Source organism: Enterococcus sp. DIV0086 (genome assembly GCF_050498705.1).
Taxonomy (GTDB): domain Bacteria; phylum Bacillota; class Bacilli; order Lactobacillales; family Enterococcaceae; genus Enterococcus; species Enterococcus faecalis.
This window is the reverse complement of record NZ_JBNIDN010000001.1, coordinates 1,485,751-1,508,473: the sequence shown is the minus strand read 5'-3', so window position 1 is coordinate 1,508,473 and position 22,723 is coordinate 1,485,751. Positions and strand designations below refer to the sequence as shown.

Below are 22,723 nucleotides of genomic sequence, written 5' to 3'. Positions count from 1 at the left end.
GTTAAAACTCCGTTAGAGTGAAGTCCGCATGTTCTTGCTCGTAAGCAAGATGTTTTTCGTCTAATAATTGAACGTATTCAATATTGTATGGGGTATTTTCTTCAACTAATTGGCGCACGATTACATCGCTATCGGCTTCCATGTAAAGAGATTTTGTGTCTTCTCTTTTTGGGTTTCTGATTTTTGTTTCTTGATAGTATACTTTGTAAATCATCGATTCATTTCTCCTTCAGCTACTAATAGTAGCAATTTATAGTTTTTTTCATTTTAAGACAGAAAATTAAACACAACAAAACGAGGTGCTGATCACCTAAAAAAGAATGCTCATCAAAAACATCTGTTAATGATGAAATGAAGCCTCGACTTTGCTTCATTCTGGGTATTTGATTTTATGTGTTCTTTTTTCAACCGTCCCGTGTGTTGTGAATAACAACAATTAAGCTTATTTTATCATAGAATGATAAGGAAGTATAGAAACACTCACTGGACTTTTAAAAAAAACAAACTTCTTGTTTCGCCTTATTCTTGATCAAGTTCGAGTGCCTTTTTTTTAGGACGCCAATACCAACTTAAGCCAATCACGTGGGCTAAATAAACAATCGCTAAAGTCGTAGTCATCAACGTATTTCGGACAATTAAACACGGAATGGCAAATAAAAGAAACATGGAAATAAATAGTTTCCATTTGCCTTTACGAGTAATTTTTTTCTCAAAGAAGGCTTCTTGGATATATTTTTGATAATAGGAAGAAGCTAAAAATTTGTTATAAAGTTTATCTGAACTACGCATCCAAAAAAAGGCCGTTAATAAATAAAAACCAGTGGTGGGTAAAAGCGGCAAAAAGATTCCTAACGTGCCTAAAGCAAACGTACAGGAACCGAGAAAAATGAAGAATAATTTTTTCATTCAAAGGGTCCTTTCAGTTTTTCCCAATTATGGCACAATCAAAAGGAAGTAGCAATTTTAATCGTATAAGTAAATCATTAAAATTATCTATTTTTTAGAAAATCTAAAAGAGAAAGGATAGAAAGAGAAAGGCTGTTTTTTCTAGCCAGACAGCTTGTATTACCGATTTCTTTTTGATACAGTGGGGGTACTAGAAAATTTAAAGTAAGATAAGAAGGAGATGATTAATTGAAGTTAATGTGGCGTTACACAATGCGTTATAAGAAATTACTTTTTGCTGATTTTATTTGTGTGTTTGGTTTTATTTTGATTGAATTAGGCTTGCCGACCATTTTAGCGCGAATGATTGACAAAGGAATTATTCCTAAAGATATGGACTATATTTATCAGCAAGGGATTTGGATGGTTGTAATTACGATTATTGGTGTCGCAATGAATATTTTGCTGGGGTACTTTGGTGCCAGAATTACAACAAACATTGTTCGTGATATTCGTGATGATTTATTTGAAAAGATTCAAACTTTCTCACACAGTGAATATGAAAGTATTGGGGTTTCTTCCTTAATTACGCGAACTACCAATGATGCATACCAAATTATGCTCTTCATGGGAAATATTTTACGTCTTGGCTTTATGACGCCAGTGATGTTTATTGCCAGTCTTTACATGGTGATGCGAACGAGTCCGTCGTTAGGAATGTACGTTTTAGGTGCCTTGCCTTTTCTGCTGCTAGCAGTTGTCGGAATTGCTCGTTTGTCAGAACCGTTATCTAAAAAGCAACAAAAGAACTTAGATGGAATCAATGGGATTTTAAGAGAAAATCTTTCTGGATTGCGGGTAATACGTGCATTTGTTAATGAAAAATTTGAAGAATCTCGTTTTAATAAAGTCAATGAAACTTACACTAAAAGTTCAAAAAGTCTGTTTCGTTTAATGGCAGCAGCCCAACCAGGGTTCTTTTTCTTATTTAATATTGTGATGGTCTTAATCATTTGGAGCGGGACTGTTCAAATCAGCCATGGGGATTTAGAAGTTGGGAATTTAATTGCTTTTATTGAATATATTTTCCATGCGCTGTTCTCGTTTATGTTATTTGCCAGTGTCTTTATGATGTATCCGCGGGCTGCGGTTTCGGCTTCACGGATTCAAGAAGCCTTAGACATGGAACCAGCTATTCGTGAAGAAGAAGGCGTAACAGAAACAGCTACTAAAGGCTATCTAGAGTTTAAAAATGTAACCTTTGCCTATCCTGGACATGCGGAAAGCCCAGTCATCCGCAATGTAAGTTTTAAGGCGTCACCTGGTGAAACAGTGGCCTTTATTGGGAGCACAGGTAGTGGGAAATCAACATTAATTCAATTGATTCCACGGTTTTATGATGTATCAGAAGGTGAAATTTTAATCGATGGAGTGAACGTAAAAGAGTACCAACTTAGTGCATTACGCAATAAGATTGGCTATATTCCACAAAAAGCGTTACTTTTTACTGGTACAATTGCTGATAACCTTCGCTACGGTAAGGAAGATGCGACGTTAGAAGAAATGGAACGAGCAATTGACATTGCTCAAGCCACAGAATTTGTTTCGCAAAAACCGCAAGGCTATGATGAACCTCTTTCAGAAGGTGGCACGAACTTTTCTGGTGGTCAAAAACAACGTTTAGCTATCGCACGGGCGATTATTCGCAATCCGGAAATTTATATATTTGATGATAGTTTTTCTGCGTTAGATTATCAAACAGATGCAAATTTACGAGCGCGTCTGAAAAAAGAAACAACAGAATCCACTGTTTTAATTGTGGCACAACGTGTTGGAACAATTATGCATGCGGACCGCATTGTTGTTTTAAACGAAGGCGACGTGGTCGGAATTGGCACACATCGTGAATTACTTGAGACTTGTCCAATTTACTATGATATTGCGGCTTCTCAATTGTCAGAGGAGGAATTAGCATGAAACACGCCTTTTCTTCTATGAAACGAATCGGTCGCTATATTAAACCGTACCGAGTGACGTTTTATTTAGTTATTTTATTTACAATATTAACCGTTGCCTTTAATGCAGCGTTGCCTTATTTGACTGGATTACCGACGACAGAAATTAGCCGTAATATTGCGGCCGGCGAATCCATTAATTTTGATTATGTAATCCAATGTTTAATTTGGATTTTAGTTGTGGGAACAGGTTATTGTGTGGCACAATTTTTGTCAGGCTTTTTAATGACGAATGTCGTTCAACAATCCATGCGCGATTTACGTCGAGATATTGAAGAAAAAATCAATCGTTTGCCAGTTTCTTATTTTGATAAGAACCAACAAGGAAATATTTTGTCACGGGTGACGAACGATGTGGATGCTGTCAGCAATGCGATGCAACAAAGTTTTATCAATATTGTTTCAGCAGTCTTAGGTATTGTGATGGCGGTAGTGATGATGTTCTTAATCAATCCGCTGATGGCGATTTTTTCAGTGATTATGATTCCGTTGTCTCTGATTATTTCCAGAACAATTGTTAAAATCTCCCAGAAATATTTCCAAGGAATGCAAAATTCTTTAGGAGACTTAAATGGTTATGTCCAAGAAAATATGACTGGGTTCAGTGTTTTAAAACTATATGGTCGGGAAAAAGAAACCCTTGAAGGCTTTAAACAAGTCAATCATCGTTTAAATGGTTTTGGCTTCAAAGCATCCTTTATCTCAGGATTAATGTTGCCATTGGTTCAAATGACCGCTTATGGGACCTATATCGGGGTAGCTGTCCTTGGTAGTTACTATGTGGTTGCTGGTGTGATCGTAGTGGGGCAATTACAAGCGTTTATTCAATATATTTGGCAAATTAGCCAACCAATGGGGAATATTACGCAGTTGTCTGCAGCTTTACAAAGCGCTTCAGCTTCGACCATGCGGATTTTTGAAATCCTAGATGAGCCAGAAGAAGAACTTAACGAACAAGATGTTCCTTTACCAGAACCTATTTTAGGCTCTGTTGAATTTGAAAATGTCAGCTTTAGTTATGACCCAGAAAAACCGTTAATTCGTAATTTGAACTTTAAAGTTGATGCGGGCCAAATGGTTGCGATTGTGGGACCAACTGGCGCTGGGAAAACAACCTTAATCAATTTGCTAATGCGTTTTTATGATGTAACAGAAGGTGCCATTAAAATTGATGGCATTGACACGAAAAAAATGAACCGTAGTGATGTCCGATCTGTATTTGGAATGGTATTGCAAGATGCTTGGTTGTATAAAGGTACCATTGCAGATAACATTCGTTTTGGGAAGTTGGATGCCACGGATTATGAAGTTGTGGATGCAGCGAAAACGGCCAATGTGGATCACTTCATTCGGACAATGCCAGATGGGTATGAAATGGAAATCAATTCTGAGGGAGATAACGTTTCCCTTGGTCAAAAACAATTGTTGACCATTGCCCGAGCGGTAATTTCTGATCCAAAAATTTTGATTTTAGATGAGGCGACTAGTTCAGTCGATACACGCTTGGAAGCCTTAATTCAAAAAGCAATGGATCGTGTTATGGAAGGACGAACGAGTTTCGTTATTGCCCACCGCCTATCAACTATTCGTGAAGCTGATTTAATTCTTGTTATGAAACAAGGAGAAATCATTGAAAAAGGTACGCATCATGAGTTGCTGGAACAAGGTGGCTTCTATGAAAAACTATACAATAGTCAATTTGCTGAAGAAGGCGACTATGAGGAATAAAAAAACGGCTGTCTGAAAAGACAGTCGTTTTTCTTGTCTTTTTTACTATGAAAGTGAGGAATTCTTGTCTATACTTAATGAAAAGAGGTGACAGAGTTTGAAAAAAGAATATTTTATTGCTGCTAGTGCAGATGTCTATGGGAACGTACAACTAGCGAAGGATAGTAATATTTGGTTTCAGTCGGTCTTAAGAGGTGACAGTAACACAATTACCATTGGTGAAGGTAGTAATATTCAAGATGGCACGATTATTCATGTTGATGAAGATGCCCCGACAATTGTAGGCAAGTATGTAACGGTGGGCCATCAATGCATGTTACACGGTTGTAAAATCGGTGATGGTGCTTTGATTGGCATGGGTTCAACCATTCTAAATAACGCCATTATTGGAGAAAACAGCCTGATTGGTGCGGGCTCTTTAGTGACAGAAGGCAAAATTATCCCGCCAAATGTTTTAGCATTTGGTCGACCCGCGAAGGTTATCCGTCCGTTAACGGCAGCAGAAATAGCCAGTAATCATACGAACGCCTTACATTATATTCAACGAGCAGAAGAATTTCGCCAACAAAAATACCCGAAACTAACATAGAATTAGGAGGAAAATGATGAAGAAAATTAAAGTAATGACGGTTTTTGGAACACGGCCAGAAGCAATCAAAATGGCTCCCTTAATCAAAGTTTTAGAAGAGCAAAGTCAAGGATTTGACTCTGTAGTAGTCGTAACAGCGCAACATCGCCAAATGTTGGATCAAGTGTTAGAAGATTTTCAAATTACACCGAATCATGATTTAAATATCATGAAAGATGGGCAAACCTTAACAGATATTACAAGTCGTGTTTTGAATTTATTAACTGAGGTTCTTGTGACAGAACAGCCGGATATTGTCTTGGTTCATGGCGATACAACCACGTCATTTGCGGCTGCATTGGCTGCTTTTTATCAACAGATTCCAGTGGGACATGTGGAAGCAGGATTGCGGACCTGGCAAAAATATTCTCCGTTTCCGGAAGAAATGAATCGTCAACTGGTAGATGTGTTAACTGATATTTATTTTGCCCCAACTACTCAAAGTAAGGACAATTTAATCAAAGAAAATCATCCAGAAGAACATATTTATGTAACTGGCAATACAGCGATTGACGCGATGGCGTACACTGTTGATGCCCACTATCAAAATGATTTATTGGAAAAAATCCCTACAGACCAACGCATCGTACTAATCACAATGCATCGTCGTGAAAATTTAGGCCTGCCAATGGCAAATGTGTTTAAAGCTGTTCGTCGGCTTGTAATGGAACATCCAGAAATTGAAGTCATTTTCCCTATGCACAAAAATCCCAAAGTCCGTGAAATAGTAGCGGAACACTTAGGTGAATTAGCTCGTGTGCATTTAATTGAACCATTGGATGTCAAAGATTTTCAAAATTTTGCAGCGAAAAGTTCTTTAATTTTAACTGATTCTGGCGGTGTGCAAGAAGAAGCTCCTTCCTTAGGTGTGCCAGTTTTAGTTTTACGAGATACAACGGAACGTCCAGAAGGCGTAGCGGCAGGAACATTGAAATTGGTTGGTACAGACGAACAAGTAGTCTATCAAGAGGCGAAAACATTATTGACTGATTCTGATGCTTACCACGCGATGGCGCATGCACAAAATCCGTATGGGGATGGTCAAGCTAGCCGCCGAATCGTTGAAGCCATTGCCTATGAAATGCAGCAATCAGATAAAAAACCAGATACGTTTACAGCAAAATAAATAAAAAGGCAGAGAAGCGCTGAAAAATGTGCTTCTTTTGCGTATCTTATTTTGAAGAATCAATTAGACAAAAAATGCTAGAAAGTAGTGAAGTGAAGATGTATCAAACGATTTTATTTGATTTAGATGGCACAATTACGGATTCTGGTAGCGGCATTATGCGTTCTATTTTATACGCAACAGAACAATTAGGCTGGCCAGCTCCTAGCGAGGAGACATTACGTTCTTTCATAGGGCCGCCTTTATATGAGTCGTTTTTGCACATGGCGCCTTCAGCTGAAGCAGCGCAACAAGCAGTGGGTCATTATCGAGCGTATTATCAGAGAAAAGGTATGTTTGAAAATCATGTGTATCCAGGGATCCCAGAGGTACTAATAAGGTTAAAGGAAGCGGGAGCAAAGTTATACATTGCGACTTCCAAGCCAGAAGAATTTGCTAAAAAGATTATTACTCATTTTGATTTAGATCGTTATTTTACAGGCATCTATGGAGCGAGTATGGACGGTCATCGTTCTAAAAAAGCAGATGTGATTCAGTATGCATTAACGGAAGCTCAACTAGACCCAACCAAAGAAGCAATTATCATGGTTGGTGATCGTAATCATGACATTCTTGGTGCTCAACAAAATGGCTTAGATAGTATAGGTGTCTTGTATGGATTTGGTGAAGAAACAGAGTTACAAGAGGCGGGAGCGACATTCCTAGTACACTCGCCTAAAGACTTAGGTGCTATTTTGCTACGAAATTCTTAATAGAAAATGGATTTTCGATAAATTTAGGAGGATTTTAAGATTTATTATCGTTTCAATAGAAAAGCGCCATCATAGGCTTTAAACGTTATCAATGATGAATTTTTTATCGGGGAATGACGGTCTTTTTATTAAAAACATTTAATTTTAAAGAGGTTTCATGTATAATAGTTTCAGTCATAAACGATAGAATAGTAAGGAGGGTTAGTTTTGGCTAATGATAACCAAAATAACCAAGATCCCAAATCTTCGCTTAGAGATCAAGTAACTGGGTCTTTAAATGGTAGAAATGATGGCGATCAACCTGATTCCTCTGAAAAAAATGATAGGTCACCCCAACCTTCATCTGATGAATCACAAGAAACAGCGAGCCGCACAACACAAACACGTGCAGGTTCTAGAGCTGCTCGAAGACGTGGGAAAGACAAGACAACACAGACAGTCGAAGAGCCAACCCCGATTGAAACAGACGAAAAGCCAACAAATACAAAAAAACAAACACGTAAAAAAGAAGATCGTTTAGTCGGTCGTATCGTGTTAATTGTAGTTTCTGTATTAGTTTTAATGATGGCAATCTTTGGGTTTACTTTTTATAAATATGTAGATGCTGGGCTACAGCCACTAGACAAGAACAATAAGAAGCTTGTTCAAGTGCATATCCCAGAAGGATCTTCTAATAAGCAAATTGCTGCGGTTTTAGAAGAAAGCAACGTCATTAAAAGCGGAATGGTTTTTAACTACTACGTAAAATTTAAAAACTTAACAGATTTTCAAGCGGGCTATTATCAAATGTCTCCAAGCATGACACTCGATGAAATTGGTGAAATGCTAAAAGAAGGAGGTACGCCAGAACCAACTAAAATTGCAGATGGCAAAGTAACGATTCCTGAAGGCTACGATATAGATAAAATTGGCGAAGCTATTGAAAAAAATACAGATTTCAAGAAAGCAGATTTCATTGCATTAATGAAAAACGAAGACTTCTTCAATCAAATGAAGGCTAAGTATCCTGATTTACTTGAAAGTGCTGCAACCGCAGAAGGTGTTCGTTATCGCTTAGAAGGGTATTTATTCCCGGCAACTTATGATTACTACAAAAAAGCAACACTTCCTGAATTTGTCGAACAAATGATTGCTAAAATGAACACAGTAATGGAACAATATACGCCGACAATTCATGCAAAGAATTTAACCAATCAGCAAGTCTTAACGTTAGCTTCATTGGTTGAAAAAGAAGGAGTCAAAGAAGCAGACCGCAAACAAATTGCGCAAGTATTCTTTAACCGCTTGGCTGCCGATATGCCGATCCAATCAGATATTTCTATTTTGTATGCTCTAGGAGAACACAAAGAAACTGTAACGTATGCTGACTTGGAAGTGGACTCGTCTTATAACTTGTATAAAAATACTGGTTATGGACCAGGACCATTAGATAGCCCAAGTGAGGAGTCAATTAAAGCAGTCTTGAATCCGACACCAAGTGACTATTTATACTTTGTAGCAGATATTTCTACAGGAAAAGTATACTTCTCAAAAACATATGAAGAACATCAAGTATTAGTAGATCAGTATGTCAATAATTCAAGTAGTGAATAAAATGAAAACATAAAAGAGCTTGGTGAATCAATTTTGTATGATTCACCAAGCTTTTAGATACTCAAAAAGTAATCTGTTTAACAGAGGGAAAGAGTAGCAACTAGAAATTTATATAAATAAAATTTAGCAAAATCACAAAAATTCAATAATTATATTTACAATTTAGAAAAAGCGTGGTACTCTTTTGTGGATTGAAAGCGGAATTTTTTTCAATAACCAACCAAGAACTACGTATCGTTAAGCGAAAAAGGAGAATTAACATGGTAGAAAAAGTATATCCAATGACTCTTGAAGGAAAAGAAAAATTAGAACAAGAGCTAGAAGAATTAAAAACAATTAAACGTAAAGAAATCGTAGAGCGTATTAAAATCGCTCGTAGCTTTGGGGATCTTTCAGAGAACTCAGAGTATGAATCAGCTAAAGATGAACAAGCTTTCGTTGAAGGACGTATTACAACGTTAGAAAATATGATTCGTTTTGCAGAAATCATCGATAATGATGGCGTGGACCAAGACGAAGTTTCCATCGGTAAAACAGTTACTTTCCAAGAATTGCCTGATGGAGAAGAAGAGGAATACACAATCGTAGGAAGTGCCGAAGCCGATCCATTTTCTGGTAAAATTTCTAACGATTCACCGATTGCGCAAGCCTTAATTGGTAAACAATTAGGCGACCAAGTGATTATTGCAACACCTGGTGGCGACATGACAGTTAAAATTACAAAAGTTGAAGCAAACTAAATAATTGAGTAGGGCAGGCAGCTTCCAAGGCCTGTCCTTTCGCAATCTATGACATTTAGGGCTAAAGTCCTATGGTAACCTGAGGCGCAAACCACTATGATTAAATAAAATAAACGAGTAAAATAAATGACAGAGGGAGGAGGCAAATCTATGAATAACCCTTGGCGCTTTTTTATCGTCGCAGAAGCATTACTTTTTATTCTGGCGTTATGGCAAATTGTACATAATCCTGGATTAGCTGTTTTATTAACAATTGGCGTTTTACTTGTGGCCTACGTTTCCAGGAAAGCATCTAAAACACATTTTAACAACTTTCAATTCGTCCTCGGCGTTGTTTTTATTGTCATTGGTGCAATGAATAGCACGGCTGTTTGGTTTATGTTGATTTTTGGCGTACTCTTTATCGGCTTAAAAGGCTTTGAGATTTCAGGCGTGGATATAGCTGAGCGAGCACCTTGGCGAAAAAAACAAATGATTATGGTGGAGACGGCGGCAAAAGAACCTAAAAATGGCAAACGATTTAAACGCCGCTGGTTTGCCAACGAACGCATTGGTAACAATATCTATGAATGGGACGATATCAATATTGATTTAATCTCTGGGGACACCATTATTGATTTAGGTAATACGCTACTACCGAAAGAAGACAATATTATTATTATTCGTAAAGGTTTTGGCCGCACGCGAATTCTAGTGCCGTTAGGTGTAGCTATTTTGTTAGAACATTCAACTTTTTACGGAACGGTACGTTTTGAAGAAGAAAAATATCAATTGAAAAACGAATCATTAAAAATTTACAGCAATGATTATGATACCAATCTTCGTCGTTTGAAAATTATGACGAACACTTTAGTAGGAGATGTTGAGGTGATCCGTGTATGACCGATCGGATTTCAAGACGCATGATTTCATTATATGCGTCCCTTAGCACCTTTATTGTTATCTTAATTACATTGTTTTCATATTTTCATTCGATTAAACAAAACCGGTGGCTATTAGAGCTTCTTCAGAGAAAAGTCTTTTATCTACCACTAATTGTGCACATTGTTCTCATATCCTTACTAATAGGCTTATTGACCTTTTTACTGATTTCATTGGTTCAAAAAGGGCAATATGGACGGATTGAAGAAAAACTTCGGTTATTGGCCAACGGTAATTATGAAAGTCCAGTCTTAAACAAACCAACGACCAGTGAAAATCAAGACCATTATCTAACCGAAGTCGAACAAGATATTTGGTCGATTAAAAATAAATTATTAGAGATGTCTAAAGAATTGCAATTATTAAACAGTCGACCGCAATTAATGGATGGGCAAACAAAAGAAGAAATTTTAGAGAACGAGCGGCATCGTTTGGCGCGGGAGTTGCATGATTCAGTCAGTCAACAACTTTTTGCAGCCATGATGATGTTGTCTGCATTAAATGAACAAGCACAACGAACAGAAACCCCGGAACCATATCGTAAACAACTAGCCATGGTGGCAGAAATCATTAATGCCTCCCAATCGGAAATGCGCGCGCTACTATTGCACTTGCGTCCTATCAGTCTAGAAGGAAAAAGTTTGCGTAAAGGTATTGAACAATTACTGAAAGAACTACAAACAAAAATTAAAATTGAATTGATTTGGGATGTTGAAGATGTTCATTTAAATAGCAGCATTGAGGATCATCTTTTCCGAATTGTGCAGGAGTTACTTTCAAATACCTTAAGACATGCCAAAGCAAAGGAATTAGAGGTATACTTACACCAAGTCGATAAAAACGTGTTATTGCGTATTGTTGATGATGGTGTCGGCTTTGATATGAAGGAACAAAGTAATAAAGCCGGTAGTTATGGCTTAAATAATATTCGAGAACGTGTTGTCGGCATGGGCGGTACAGTTAAAATTATTAGTTTTAAAGGGCAGGGAACCAGCGTTGAAATTAAAGTTCCTGTCATAAAGGAGGAAACTGCAAGTGATCAAAGTAATGTTAGTGGATGACCATGAAATGGTCCGTTTAGGCGTTTCATCATATTTATCTATTCAAGAGGATATAGAAGTCGTAGGCGAAGCAGAAAACGGTAAGATTGGCTATGAAAAAGCATTGGAACTACGTCCAGATGTTATTTTGATGGATTTGGTAATGGAAGAAATGGACGGCATTGATTCAACAAAAGCGATCTTGAAAGATTGGCCAGAAGCCAAGATTATTATTGTGACGAGTTTTATTGATGATGAAAAAGTGTATCCGGCGATTGAAGCTGGTGCAGCGGGCTACCTATTAAAAACATCAACAGCACATGAGATTGCTGATGCAATTCGGGCGACTTATCGCGGAGAGCGTGTGTTGGAACCTGAAGTGACGCATAAGATGATGGAACGGTTAACAAAAAAACAAGAGCCGGTGTTGCACGAAGATTTGACAAACCGGGAACACGAAATTTTAATGTTGATTGCACAAGGTAAAAGTAATCAGGAAATAGCTGATGAACTCTTTATCACTTTGAAAACAGTTAAAACACATGTTTCAAACATTTTAGCAAAACTAGATGTGGATGATCGGACCCAAGCGGCGATTTATGCTTTTCAACATGGTTTAGCCAAATAAATATCAGATAAATCCATAAATAAATTCTAGGAAATCCTTCTAGGAATTTATTTATGGATTTGTTATACTAATTTTAACGAACAGACAGGAGCGGTCAGAAGAAATGAAACAAAATTTTGCAATTATTGGTTTAGGACGTTTTGGCGGCAGCATATGCCAAACTTTGGTGGAAGCTGGTCAAGAAGTTTTGGCCATTGACAGCAGTGAAGACCGTGTCAATGAATATATGAATATTGCAACGCATGCAGTGGTGGCTAACGCCCAAGATGAAATGACGTTGCGTTCTTTAGGGATTCGGAATTTTGATCACGTAGTGGTGGCAATTGGTGAAGATATTCAAGCGAGTATTTTAGTAACATTAATGGTTAAAGAGATGGGGGTTCCCAATGTCTTAGCCAAAGCAGTCAATGAATATCATGCCCGTGTCTTAGATAAAATTGGGGCAGACATGGTCGTTCACCCAGAGCGGGATATGGGCATTCGAATTGCTCACAAACTTGTTTCACGCAATATTTTAGATTATATTGAATTATCTAGCGAATTTTCATTAGCTGAGGTTCGGGTCACCAATCCTAAATTTTACAATAAAACCTTAGCAGAATTAAATTTCCGTCAGCGATTTGGTTTAACTGTGGTAGCGATTCGCCGCTCGAAAACAGAAGTAATTGCTTCGCCAGATGCTTCTGAAATTGTTCGAGAAAACGACAATTTATTAGTTATCGGTGATACAGCAGACGTGGATTTATTAGATGAAAAAATGAATGGCTAAGCACTTTATTCTCTAAAAGCACTACGCTGTGCTACAATAAATGGCGACAGAGATGTGAAGGAGGAACAAAGAATGAAATTAGAAGTGACACCGAAAGCCCAACAATGGTTTAAAGAAGAAACCGGGGTTCAGCCTGAGACAGGCATTCGTTTTTTCGGAAAAATTTACGGAAAAACACCTGTTCATGATGGTTTTTCCATTGCGATGTCTGTAGAAGCGCCAGATGAGCCAATGATTAAAGAGAACCTAGATGGGATTACCTATTTTATTGAAGAAACAGATGATTGGTTCTTTAAAGGGTATGATTTGATTGTTGATTATGATGAAAAGAATGATGAACCGCGTTATCAATTTGAAGCGAACCAAGAAGATTTAACAAAATAAATTTAGTGCTAAACAGAAAAAGATGAAGTAGTGCGTAGGACTATTTCTGTTGCTTTCGTTTAACCGCTAGTCAGCCTGAGAAAAAATCGTTTTGGATTTTTTCTCAGGTTCTTTCTATTTAAGTTATTTTTAGTTGGATATCGTTATTTAATAAGGCTATTATATGGTATAATGATAATTAACTGAAGTGTGGAGGAAATAAAATGTTATCAATTGTTGTCCCTTGTTATAATGAGGAAGCAGCGATTCCGCTGTTTTTTGAAGAAGTAGAAAAAATTAGCCAGCAACTGTCTCATTCAGTAGAATATATATTTGTGAATGATGGCTCAAAAGATAATACGTTAGCTGTTTTAAGACAGCTTTATCGCGAACATCCAGAGAAGGTCCGTTATCTTTCTTTTTCACGAAATTTTGGGAAAGAAGCAGGCTTATACGCTGGTTTAAAAGAAGCAACAGGTGACTTAGTGACAGTCATGGACGTTGATTTACAAGACCCGCCTGAGTTATTACCTCAAATGATTGAGATGATTGAAACCAGTACAGATTTAGATTGTGTTGGCACACGACGCATAACAAGAGACGGCGAACCGCCCATTCGTAGCTTGTTTGCACGGATGTTCTATAAACTCATTAATCGAATTGCTGAGACGGAAATGGTGGATGGTGCCCGTGACTTTCGTGTCATGACCCGACAAATGGTCGATGCGATTTTAGAGTTATCTGAGTATAATCGTTTTTCAAAAGGGATTTTTAGTTGGGTCGGCTTTAAAACAGAATATATTGAATTTAAAAATCGAGAACGAATTGCTGGAGAAACCTCTTGGTCTTTCTGGAGTCTATTAAGTTATTCAATTGACGGGATTGTCAATTTTTCAGAAACACCATTGAATATTGCTTCATACGTTGGCGCCTTTTCGTGTATTGGTTCTGCACTAGCAATGTTAGTGATTATCTTTCGAACATTAGTTAATGGTGATCCAACAAGCGGCTGGCCTTCAATGGTTTGTATTGTACTTTTTGTAGGTGGTTTGCAACTATTATGTTTAGGAATTATTGGCAAATATATCGGCAAAATTTTCTTAGAAACGAAAAAACGACCAATTTATATTGTAAAGGAATCAGAAAAAGATTCTAAAAAATAACCAAAAAAGCAGAGAAAAATTCTCTGTTTTTTTGTTGTGCATTAAAAAAAGTGTGAATAGACTTTTCAGAAAAACAACATTTTTTACATAAAAAATACATTAACTTTACCTATTTTTATCTTAATGAAACAGCTTTGCTCTCGCGGTTGCAAGAAATAAATGTTAAAATCAAAAGGTATGCTATTAAATGTTTTTTTGGAGGTTGGGTCATGATAGAAGTTATCGACTTGAAAAAAGTATTCGATAATGGGTTTGAAGCGTTAAAATCGGTCAATTTTACGATTGAGCAAGGGGACTTGGTTTGTTTGTTAGGACCAAGTGGGTGTGGGAAATCCACAATTTTAAACTTAATTGCAGGTTTATTACATCCAAGTGATGGAGATATTCAGTTTCGACAGCAATCGGTTGTCAAAACAGCACCAAAAGATCGGAACATCGGGTTCGTTTTTCAAAACTATGCCTTATATCCACATATGACTGTTCTAGAAAACGTAATGTTTCCTTTAACAGTAGGGAGCAAGAAAGTTCCTAAAACAGAGGCACAAGCTATTGCCGAAGAATATATGAAACTAACGAATATTGAAGAGTTAAGCCATAAAAAGCCAGGCACACTTTCTGGTGGTCAACAACAGCGTGTTGCGATTACCCGGGCGTTAGTTCAAAAACCAGATGTTTTATTATTAGATGAGCCTTTAAGTAACTTGGATGCACGTTTGCGTTTGAAAATTCGTGAAGAAATCCGCCGCTTGGTGAAAGAAGTAGGCATTACAACAATCTTTGTAACGCACGACCAAGAGGAAGCGCTATCAATCAGTGATAAAATTATTTTATTAAACGAAGGGGTTATTCAACAAAATGATGAACCTCAAAACCTTTACTTAGAACCAAATAACTTATTTGTTGCTCAGTTCATAGGTAACCCAATTATTAATTTATTGTCTGTTGAAGTGAAAGACGGCAAAATGTACCATGAAAGTTTTGAAATTCCGCTTGAGCGTTTTGAGCAAGCACGCTTTAAAATGCCAATGACTGATGGGAAATATACGTTTGCTTCTCGTCCAGAAGATGTGGTACCAACTGAAACAGGTCTCTTTACCACAACGACAGATTTAGTGGAATTGATTGGTCGAGAACGTATTTTACGATTTACATTAGGAAATGAACAAGTGAAATCAATTGTAAGTGTAGAAGAAGCGATTGAAGAAGGAGACACTTTATCTTTTGATTTTTCATATAAAAAAGTATTTATCTTTAACGAAGCGGGAGACCGGGTTTACTAATGAAAAAATACAATCCAGAAAATCAACCAAAAGCATGGCTCTTCCTTCTGCCATCATTAGGAATCATTTTACTGTTTAGCGTTTATCCGCTGTTTCGTTCTTTGTGGATGAGCTTCCAAAAAGGTTCCTTAATTAACCAACGCTACGCTGGTTTAGAAAATTATCAACGTGTATTGAATGATCCAATCTTCTATAAAGCGTTAAAAAATACAGCGCTCTATGCATTTGCTGTGGTACCGATTGCCTTGATAATTTCCCTAGCAATTGCTTGGATTATCTTTGAAAAAGTTAAACATAAGAGTTTCTTTGAAACGATTTTCTTTATGCCTTATGTAACGAGTACGATTGCCATTGGGATTGTCTTCCGTTACTTCTTTAATGGCGATTATGGAATTGTCAATTACGTCTTAGGCTTTTTCGGCATTCCTTCTGTCAACTGGCTAGATAATGTTCAAATGAGTATGCCAACATTGATTATTTTTGGGGTTTGGACGAGTTTAGCATTTAATATTATTATTTTGTTGGCTGGGTTGAGAAATATTGATGAAGAACATTTTAAAATTGCAAAAATGTTTGGCGCCTCAGACGGCGAAATTTTCCGACGTATTACGTTTCCGCAGCTAGTCCCGACCATTGCCTTTTTATTAACGGTCAATTTAATTGGCGCCTTTAAAGTTTATACACAAGTTTATGCTTTATTCGGTGGTCGTGCGGGGATTGCCAACAGTGCCACAACCGCAGTGTACTATATTTATGACAAATTCCACATTGCAGGGCGTCCCGGAATTGCGATGGCCGCCACAGTGATTTTATTTGTGATTATTTTAGTGGTCACTTTCTTACAAAATAAACTCTTAAAGAAAGTGGGGCAATAAGCCAATGAAAAAAGTTTTAACGATTATCGCATTTGTTTTCTTAGGCATTTTAGCCGTTATTACGTTATTTCCATTTGTCTATATGATTTTAGCTGGTTTAATGAGTTACTCTGAAGCGACCAGCATGCCGCCAACCATGTTTCCAAAACAACCACAATGGCAAAACTACACAGAGGTCTTTCAAAAAGCACCCTTTCTTCGGTATTTCTTGAACACAGTCTTTGTTTCAGGCGTTACAACGATTGCTACGGTAGTCACCGCCGTGTTAGCTTCATTCGCGTTAACGAGTTTGAAGTTCCGTTTTAAAAATGTGGTCATTGCTTTGATGATTTCGTTGTTAATGGTTCCGTATGAATCTATTATTTTTACCAATTATCAAACGATTGCGCAATTAGGTTTGTTAAATACTTACAGCGCCTTAATTATTCCATTTTTGACTAGTATTTTTTATATTTACTATTTAAACGGTTATTTAAAAGGTATTCCTGATACTTTTTACAAGGCTGCCAAGATTGATGGCGCTAGTGATTTAGAATATATTTGGCGTATTTTAGTACCAATGTCAAAACCAGCGTTGGTAACAGTAGGGATTTTAACATTTATTTCTAGTTGGAATTCTTTCTTGTGGCCATTGTTGGTGACGAATGAGAAAAAATACCGTCTATTAAATAATGGACTATCGGCCTTTGCGACAGAGAGCGGTAGTGACGTACATTTACAAATGGCTGCTGCAACATTAACCGTTATTCCAATTTTAATTATTTACTTGATTTTCAGAAAAGAAATTATCAGAGGAGTTGCAAAAAATGGAATCAAAGGCTAAAACAACTGTGACTTTTCACAGTGGCATTTTAACAATTGGAGGAACCGTGATTGAAGTGGCGTATAAAGATGCCCACATCTTCTTTGATTTTGGTACAGAATTTCGACCAGAATTAGATTTGCCCGATGATCACATTGAAACCTTAATTAATAATCGTTTAGTGCCAGAATTAAAAGACTTATATGATCCACGTTTAGGTTATGAATATCATGGTACAGAAGACAAAGAGTATCAACACACAGCTGTTTTCTTATCTCATGCCCATTTAGATCATTCGCGCATGATTAATTATTTAGACCCAGCTGTTCCGTTGTACACATTAAAAGAAACGAAGATGATTCTAAATAGTTTAAATCGCAAAGGTGATTTTTTGATTCCATCACCGTTTGAAGAAAAGAATTTTACCCGAGAAATGATTGGTCTTAATAAAAACGATGTGATTAAAGTTGGCGAAATTTCAGTGGAAATCGTGCCTGTTGATCATGATGCGTACGGTGCTTCGGCATTACTGATTCGCACGCCTGGCCATTTCATCACATACACAGGTGATTTGCGCTTACATGGCCATAATCGTGAAGAGACTTTAGCTTTTTGTGAAAAAGCTAAACATACTGAATTATTAATGATGGAAGGCGTAAGCATTAGCTTCCCAGAACGTGAACCAGATCCAGCCCAAATAGCGGTTGTCAGTGAAGAAGATCTTGTTCAGCACTTGGTTCGTTTAGAACTAGAAAACCCGAATCGACAAATTACCTTTAATGGTTATCCAGCAAACGTGGAACGTTTTGCTAAGATTATTGAAAAGTCACCACGTACAGTCGTTTTAGAAGCAAATATGGCTACGTTGTTACTTGAAGTATTTGGAATAGAAGTTCGTTATTATTATGCTGAATCTGGTAAAATACCAGAATTGAATCCAGCGTTAGAAATCCCGTATGACACGTTACTAAAGGACAAAACAGACTATTTGTGGCAAGTTGTGAACCAGTTTGACAACCTCCAAGAAGGTAGTTTATACATTCACAGTGATGCGCAACCGTTAGGGGACTTTGATCCACAGTATCGCGTGTTTTTAAATTTGTTGGCTAAAAAAGACATTACTTTTGTCCGTTTAGCTTGTTCAGGACATGCAATTCCAGAAGATCTGGATAAAATTATTGCATTGATTGAACCTCAAGTATTGGTTCCAATCCATACGTTAAAACCAGAAAAACTGGAAAACCCGTATGGTGAAAGAATATTGCCAGAACGTGGCGAGCAAATTGTTTTATAAATTTTTTTAAGGGAGAGAAAAAAATGAAGTTCAAAACTCTAGCAACAACAGTGTTAGCAACCGCAGCTATTTTCGCATTGGGGGCTTGTGGTAACGGTAATGGGGCCAAAGAATCAAACGATATTGTGAAAGAAGTGAAGGAAGATACGACAATCACTTTCTGGCATGCAATGAATGGGATTCAAGAAGAAGCGTTAACAAAATTAACGAAAGACTTCATGAAAGAAAATCCAAAAATTAAAGTGGAATTACAAAATCAATCTGCTTACCCTGATTTACAAGCCAAAATCAATTCGACTTTAACTTCACCAAAAGATTTACCAACAATTACGCAGGCGTACCCAGGCTGGTTATGGAATGCTGCACAAGATGAAATGTTAGTGGACTTAAAACCATATATGGATGATGACACAATCGGCTGGAAAGATGCAGAGCCAATTCGTGAAGTATTGTTAGACGGCGCCAAAATCGACGGCAAACAATACGGCATTCCATTTAATAAATCGACAGAAATGTTATTCTATAATGCTGATTTGTTGAAAGAATATGGTGTTGAAGTACCGAAAACATTAGAGGAATTAAAAGAAGCTTCTAAAACAATTTACGAAAAATCCAACAAAGAAGTCGTTGGTGCTGGTTTTGACTCGTTAAATAACTATTACGCAATTGGGATGAAAAACAAAGGCGTTGATTTTAATAAAGACTTAGATTTAACAAGCAAAAATTCACAAGAAGTCGTGGACTATTACCGTGATGGTATCGAAGCAGGTTACTTCCGCACAGCTGGTTCAGATAAATATTTATCTGGCCCATTTGCAAACAAAAAGGTAGCAATGTTTGTCGGTAGTATTGCTGGTGCTGGTTTTGTTCAAAAAGATGCTGAAGCTGGTGGCTATGAATACGGTGTTGCACCACGTCCTGAAAAAATCAACTTACAACAAGGAACAGATATTTATATGTTCGATAGTGCTACGCCAGAACAACGGACAGCGGCATTTGAATTCATGAAATTCTTAGCTACTCCTGATTCACAATTGTACTGGGCACAACAAACAGGTTATATGCCAATTTTAGAATCTGTTTTACACAGTGATGAGTACAAAAATTCTAAGACAACCAAAGTACCTGCACAACTTGAAAACGCAGTAAAAGATTTATTCGCTATCCCAGTAGAAGAAAATGCTGATTCAGCCTATAATGAAATGCGGACAATTATGGAAAGTATTTTTGCTTCATCAAATAAAGACACGAAAAAATTATTGAAAGATGCAACATCACAATTTGAACAAGCATGGAACCAATAATCAATAAATAAACAGACGTGGGAGGTTGGGATCTGAGTCGTTATGGCTCGTGTTCTAACCTTCCTGTTCTTTTGGGCGGAAGAAGGAGAGAAACAAAATGCAAATAAAAATTTTAGCAACAAGTGATATGCATGGGTATATTATGCCGACAAGTTATAGTGAAAAAAAGATGGATTTGCCTTTTGGAACCGCAAAAGCAGCAACCATGCTGAAAAAGTTACGTGCGTCTGCCGAAGGACCAGTTTTTCAAATTGAAAATGGGGATTTTATTCAAGGTTCGCCGCTTAGTTACTACGTAAGAAAAGCAGAAACACATTCAGTGGAAGCCATCACTAAAATCATTAATCAAATGAATTATGATGTTAGCATTTTAGGTAACCATGAATTTAATTACGGATTAGATTATTTAAAGGAAACGATTGCCAGTTATCAACAGCCAGTTTTAGCTGCCAATATTCTTGGTAAAGATGGACAACCTTATTTCGGTCAGCCGTATGTCATCATAGAAAAACAAGGGGTTAAAGTAGCCATCCTTGGCGTGACGACTCAATATATTCCTCATTGGGAACAGCCGGCAACAGTCAAAGATTTAACGTTTAAAAGTGTCGTTGAAACAGCGGCGGAATACGTGCCAAAACTGCGGGAAGAAGCAGACCTAGTTGTTGTCGCTTACCATGGCGGTTTTGAAAAAGATTTAGAAACAGGGGAACCCACGGAATTACTAACAGGAGAAAATGAAGGCTACGATTTATTGGAAAAAGTTCCTGGGATTGATGCCTTAGTCACTGGTCACCAACATCGAGAAATTGCTACAAAACTGAATGGAATACCTGTGATTCAACCAGGTTTTCGAGGAGCTTTCGTTGGAGAAATTACTTTAGAAATTGAACCTATGGCTAAAGGCTATCGCGTTATTGGAAGTGACGCAGCTATTCATCCTGTTGGAAACGAACAACCAGATACAGAAGTTTTAGCTTTGACAACAGCGTTACATGACGAGGTAGAAGAGTGGCTTGATCAACCAGTGGGAAATGTGGAAGGGGATATGACGATTCAAAATCCGAATGCCGTACGCCTCAAAGAACATCCATATATAGAATTTATTAATAACGTCCAAATGGCTTCAAGCGGAACGGATATTTCAGGGACTGCACTTTTTAACAATGAAGGCAAAGGGTTTAATAATCAAATTACGATGCGCGATATCATTACCAACTACATTTATCCAAATACTTTGGCTGTATTGCGTGTCACTGGACAAGACCTCCGTGAAGCGTTAGAACAAAGCGCTACTTATTTTGTGTTAGAAAAAGGCCAACCAATTTTTAACCCGAAATATGTCGATCCAAAACCACAATACTATAATTATGATATGTATGAAGGCATTGAGTATACGCTTGATTTAAGACAACCGTTTGGTGAAAGAGTGACGAAACTTAATTATCATGGCAAAGCAGTGCAAGCAGAAGATGTTTTGGAAATCGTGACAAATCAATACCGAGCAGTCGGTGGCGGAAACTATCAAATGTTCCAACCTGAAAAAATTATTCGAGAAATTCAAATTGACATGACGGAACTGATTGCAGAATATTTGAAAAAACATCCAATCATTCAAGCGTCGACAAATGATAACTTCAAGGTTATCTGGTAAAAAATATCAAAAAAAAGCAAAAAAAAGCAAAAAAAAGCCTTCAACCATGCAATTACTTGAAAGATGGTTGAAGGCCTTTTTTGAGTTAATAGCCTTTTTTTAAGGAAACTTGGTTTTTGACGAGGGTCTGATCCGTCACAAATTGATTTAAGTTTGGAATAAAAATCGCCAGTAATTTTGATTTGAACTTCGGTGTCATGCCAGAAATATGAGGTGTTAATAAAACATTCTGCATCTCCCATAAAGGGCTATCTTCGGGAAGAGGTTCTTCTTCAAAGACATCTAAGGCAGCAAAAGCAATGGTTTTATTGTTTAAGGCAGTTATCAAATCGTTCGTTGCAACTGAGGCGCCTCGACCAACATTTACGAAAATTGTTTCAGGAGCCATTTTTTCAAAAAGTGCCTGATTGTATAAATGTTTTGTTGTTTCAGTCAAAGGAAGAATGTTCACAACAATGGACATTTCATGGATAATTTTACTCATATTCTTCTGTGAATAGCATTCAATGAAGCCTTCCGTCACATGTCCAGAGGTATTCACGCCATAAACTTGAAGATTTAAACCTTTAGCAAATTTAGCTAATTGTTGTCCGATTTGCCCGGTGCCTACGATTAACATTTTTTGCCCAGAAAGTTGTTGATAGGAAGGGGCTGTTTGATTCCATGTGTGTTGCATTTGTTGTTGGATACTTTCTTGCAGTCCGCGGGTATGTGCTAATAAAACGCCTAAAACATGTTCTGAGATAGAAACACTATGGATTCCGCTACCATTAGACAACAGAATGCCTTTTTCTCTTAATTTATCAAAATCCATATAATCAGCACCAGCAGAAATGAGCTGAATCCATTTTAGGTGACTAGTATCAGAGGCTAATAAACGCGGACCAATTTCTTTATGCCAGCCTAACATAATTTCGATTGCCTCTTCTTCAGCAGAGGATAAATGATCGGTAGATGTTTTAACTAGATAATTGGGCGCCACAGCTTTCACTTGTTCCAGTTGTTCTTCATTGAATACTTCATTTAAATAAATAATTGGTTGGTTCATCTTTCTTCCTCCTAGCACTTTTTATTGTATCAAAAATAAATTTAAAAGAGAAAAAGAAAGGCTTTTCAGTAAAGCAGAAAGCCAAGGACAAAAATCCGATTTAGATTTTTGTCCTTGG

22 protein-coding genes are annotated in these 22,723 nt (G+C 37.3%); 19 read left to right on the top strand and 3 right to left on the bottom strand.

The features are described 5' to 3' along the window. Position 1: 1 nt before the first annotated feature. On the bottom strand, positions 2 to 214 hold the full coding sequence (locus tag IGI63_RS07310; RefSeq protein ID WP_002355123.1) for a DNA-directed RNA polymerase subunit epsilon: 213 nt from the start codon (positions 212 to 214) through the stop codon (positions 2 to 4). Between the two features lie 305 nt (positions 215 to 519). Continuing rightward, positions 520 to 906, bottom strand: a complete 387-nt coding sequence (locus tag IGI63_RS07305) for a YbaN family protein (protein WP_002355126.1) — start codon at positions 904 to 906, stop codon at positions 520 to 522. Positions 907 to 1,134: 228 nt separating this feature from the next. Between IGI63_RS07305 and efrA the strand changes: the two genes are divergently transcribed. The 19 genes from efrA (at position 1,135) to IGI63_RS07210 (ending at position 21,557) form a co-directional block, all read left to right on the top strand. Next, positions 1,135 to 2,862, top strand: a complete 1,728-nt coding sequence (gene efrA / locus IGI63_RS07300) for a multidrug efflux ABC transporter subunit EfrA (protein WP_010717186.1) — start codon at positions 1,135 to 1,137, stop codon at positions 2,860 to 2,862. After that, on the top strand, positions 2,859 to 4,628 hold the full coding sequence (gene efrB, locus IGI63_RS07295; RefSeq protein WP_002365186.1) for a multidrug efflux ABC transporter subunit EfrB: 1,770 nt from the start codon (positions 2,859 to 2,861) through the stop codon (positions 4,626 to 4,628). The genes efrA and efrB overlap by 4 nt, the downstream gene beginning before the upstream one ends. A gap of 97 nt (positions 4,629 to 4,725) precedes the next feature. After that, on the top strand, positions 4,726 to 5,217 hold the full coding sequence (locus IGI63_RS07290; protein WP_002355129.1) for a gamma carbonic anhydrase family protein: 492 nt from the start codon (positions 4,726 to 4,728) through the stop codon (positions 5,215 to 5,217). A gap of 13 nt (positions 5,218 to 5,230) precedes the next feature. Further along, the gene (gene wecB, locus IGI63_RS07285; protein ID WP_002385282.1) at positions 5,231 to 6,382 is read left to right on the top strand and encodes a non-hydrolyzing UDP-N-acetylglucosamine 2-epimerase; all 1,152 of its coding nucleotides are present in this window, start codon (positions 5,231 to 5,233) and stop codon (positions 6,380 to 6,382) included. Between the two features lie 74 nt (positions 6,383 to 6,456). Further along, the gene (locus IGI63_RS07280) at positions 6,457 to 7,134 is read left to right on the top strand and encodes an HAD family hydrolase (RefSeq protein ID WP_002399507.1); all 678 of its coding nucleotides are present in this window, start codon (positions 6,457 to 6,459) and stop codon (positions 7,132 to 7,134) included. 207 nt (positions 7,135 to 7,341) lie between these two features. Further along, a complete protein-coding gene (gene mltG / locus IGI63_RS07275) occupies positions 7,342 to 8,727 on the top strand; it encodes an endolytic transglycosylase MltG (protein WP_002387309.1) in 1,386 nt (461 codons plus the stop codon). Positions 8,728 to 8,987: 260 nt separating this feature from the next. Next, on the top strand, positions 8,988 to 9,467 hold the full coding sequence (greA, locus tag IGI63_RS07270; protein ID WP_002355133.1) for a transcription elongation factor GreA: 480 nt from the start codon (positions 8,988 to 8,990) through the stop codon (positions 9,465 to 9,467). A 150-nt stretch (positions 9,468 to 9,617) separates the two neighbouring features. Continuing rightward, a complete protein-coding gene (gene liaF, locus IGI63_RS07265; protein ID WP_002381168.1) occupies positions 9,618 to 10,349 on the top strand; it encodes a cell wall-active antibiotics response protein LiaF in 732 nt (243 codons plus the stop codon). Further along, positions 10,346 to 11,449 carry a sensor histidine kinase gene (locus IGI63_RS07260; protein ID WP_002365182.1) on the top strand — a complete coding sequence of 368 codons (1,104 nt, stop codon included), beginning with the start codon at positions 10,346 to 10,348 and terminating at the stop codon, positions 11,447 to 11,449. Before liaF ends, IGI63_RS07260 begins: the two co-directional genes overlap by 4 nt. After that, positions 11,424 to 12,056, top strand: a complete 633-nt coding sequence (locus tag IGI63_RS07255) for a response regulator (protein ID WP_002355137.1) — start codon at positions 11,424 to 11,426, stop codon at positions 12,054 to 12,056. Before IGI63_RS07260 ends, IGI63_RS07255 begins: the two co-directional genes overlap by 26 nt. Before the next feature lie 103 nt (positions 12,057 to 12,159). Beyond that, positions 12,160 to 12,825, top strand: a complete 666-nt coding sequence (locus IGI63_RS07250; RefSeq protein ID WP_002355139.1) for a potassium channel family protein — start codon at positions 12,160 to 12,162, stop codon at positions 12,823 to 12,825. Positions 12,826 to 12,879: 54 nt separating this feature from the next. Further along, entirely contained in the window at positions 12,880 to 13,209 is a 330-nt protein-coding gene (locus IGI63_RS07245; RefSeq protein WP_002355140.1) for a HesB/YadR/YfhF family protein, read from the top strand. A gap of 203 nt (positions 13,210 to 13,412) precedes the next feature. Beyond that, the gene (locus tag IGI63_RS07240; protein ID WP_023894780.1) at positions 13,413 to 14,351 is read left to right on the top strand and encodes a glycosyltransferase family 2 protein; all 939 of its coding nucleotides are present in this window, start codon (positions 13,413 to 13,415) and stop codon (positions 14,349 to 14,351) included. Between the two features lie 209 nt (positions 14,352 to 14,560). Further along, positions 14,561 to 15,631 (top strand): ABC transporter ATP-binding protein, encoded by a 1,071-nt coding sequence (locus IGI63_RS07235; RefSeq protein ID WP_033624553.1) that lies wholly within the window; start codon positions 14,561 to 14,563, stop codon positions 15,629 to 15,631. Beyond that, the gene (locus IGI63_RS07230) at positions 15,631 to 16,506 is read left to right on the top strand and encodes a carbohydrate ABC transporter permease (RefSeq protein ID WP_002355143.1); all 876 of its coding nucleotides are present in this window, start codon (positions 15,631 to 15,633) and stop codon (positions 16,504 to 16,506) included. The genes IGI63_RS07235 and IGI63_RS07230 overlap by 1 nt, the downstream gene beginning before the upstream one ends. A 4-nt stretch (positions 16,507 to 16,510) precedes the next feature. Then, positions 16,511 to 17,329 carry a carbohydrate ABC transporter permease gene (locus tag IGI63_RS07225; RefSeq protein ID WP_002355144.1) on the top strand — a complete coding sequence of 273 codons (819 nt, stop codon included), beginning with the start codon at positions 16,511 to 16,513 and terminating at the stop codon, positions 17,327 to 17,329. Further along, positions 17,313 to 18,602: an MBL fold metallo-hydrolase gene (locus IGI63_RS07220; RefSeq protein ID WP_429975562.1), complete on the top strand. Its 1,290-nt coding sequence runs from the start codon at positions 17,313 to 17,315 to the stop codon at positions 18,600 to 18,602. The genes IGI63_RS07225 and IGI63_RS07220 overlap by 17 nt, the downstream gene beginning before the upstream one ends. Before the next feature lie 23 nt (positions 18,603 to 18,625). Next, positions 18,626 to 19,906, top strand: coding sequence for an extracellular solute-binding protein (locus tag IGI63_RS07215; RefSeq protein WP_429975561.1), 1,281 nt, complete (start codon positions 18,626 to 18,628; stop codon positions 19,904 to 19,906). Positions 19,907 to 20,003: 97 nt separating this feature from the next. Continuing rightward, positions 20,004 to 21,557 (top strand): bifunctional metallophosphatase/5'-nucleotidase, encoded by a 1,554-nt coding sequence (locus IGI63_RS07210; RefSeq protein WP_016632810.1) that lies wholly within the window; start codon positions 20,004 to 20,006, stop codon positions 21,555 to 21,557. A gap of 85 nt (positions 21,558 to 21,642) precedes the next feature. On the opposite strand, the gene IGI63_RS07205 is transcribed toward IGI63_RS07210, so the two are convergent. Continuing rightward, the gene (locus IGI63_RS07205; protein WP_002355148.1) at positions 21,643 to 22,605 is read right to left on the bottom strand and encodes a phosphoglycerate dehydrogenase; all 963 of its coding nucleotides are present in this window, start codon (positions 22,603 to 22,605) and stop codon (positions 21,643 to 21,645) included. Positions 22,606 to 22,723 lie beyond the last annotated feature (118 nt).

Excerpts from the sequence above, each read along its gene's own strand:
- IGI63_RS07280 (WP_002399507.1), top strand. The coding sequence starts at position 6,457 with ATGCTAGAAAGTAGTGAAGTGAAGATGTATCAAACGATTTTATTTGAT.
- wecB (WP_002385282.1), top strand. The coding sequence starts at position 5,231 with ATGATGAAGAAAATTAAAGTAATGACGGTTTTTGGAACACGGCCAGAA.
- IGI63_RS07260 (WP_002365182.1), top strand. The coding sequence starts at position 10,346 with ATGACCGATCGGATTTCAAGACGCATGATTTCATTATATGCGTCCCTT.
- IGI63_RS07215 (WP_429975561.1), top strand. The coding sequence starts at position 18,626 with ATGAAGTTCAAAACTCTAGCAACAACAGTGTTAGCAACCGCAGCTATT.
- efrB (WP_002365186.1), top strand. The coding sequence starts at position 2,859 with ATGAAACACGCCTTTTCTTCTATGAAACGAATCGGTCGCTATATTAAA.
- liaF (WP_002381168.1), top strand. The coding sequence starts at position 9,618 with ATGAATAACCCTTGGCGCTTTTTTATCGTCGCAGAAGCATTACTTTTT.
- IGI63_RS07230 (WP_002355143.1), top strand. The coding sequence starts at position 15,631 with ATGAAAAAATACAATCCAGAAAATCAACCAAAAGCATGGCTCTTCCTT.
- IGI63_RS07205 (WP_002355148.1), bottom strand. The coding sequence starts at position 22,605 with ATGAACCAACCAATTATTTATTTAAATGAAGTATTCAATGAAGAACAA.
- greA (WP_002355133.1), top strand. The coding sequence starts at position 8,988 with ATGGTAGAAAAAGTATATCCAATGACTCTTGAAGGAAAAGAAAAATTA.
- IGI63_RS07225 (WP_002355144.1), top strand. The coding sequence starts at position 16,511 with ATGAAAAAAGTTTTAACGATTATCGCATTTGTTTTCTTAGGCATTTTA.
- IGI63_RS07220 (WP_429975562.1), top strand. The coding sequence starts at position 17,313 with ATGGAATCAAAGGCTAAAACAACTGTGACTTTTCACAGTGGCATTTTA.
- IGI63_RS07310 (WP_002355123.1), bottom strand. The coding sequence starts at position 214 with ATGATTTACAAAGTATACTATCAAGAAACAAAAATCAGAAACCCAAAA.
- IGI63_RS07210 (WP_016632810.1), top strand. The coding sequence starts at position 20,004 with ATGCAAATAAAAATTTTAGCAACAAGTGATATGCATGGGTATATTATG.
- IGI63_RS07305 (WP_002355126.1), bottom strand. The coding sequence starts at position 906 with ATGAAAAAATTATTCTTCATTTTTCTCGGTTCCTGTACGTTTGCTTTA.
- IGI63_RS07235 (WP_033624553.1), top strand. The coding sequence starts at position 14,561 with ATGATAGAAGTTATCGACTTGAAAAAAGTATTCGATAATGGGTTTGAA.
- IGI63_RS07250 (WP_002355139.1), top strand. The coding sequence starts at position 12,160 with ATGAAACAAAATTTTGCAATTATTGGTTTAGGACGTTTTGGCGGCAGC.
- IGI63_RS07240 (WP_023894780.1), top strand. The coding sequence starts at position 13,413 with ATGTTATCAATTGTTGTCCCTTGTTATAATGAGGAAGCAGCGATTCCG.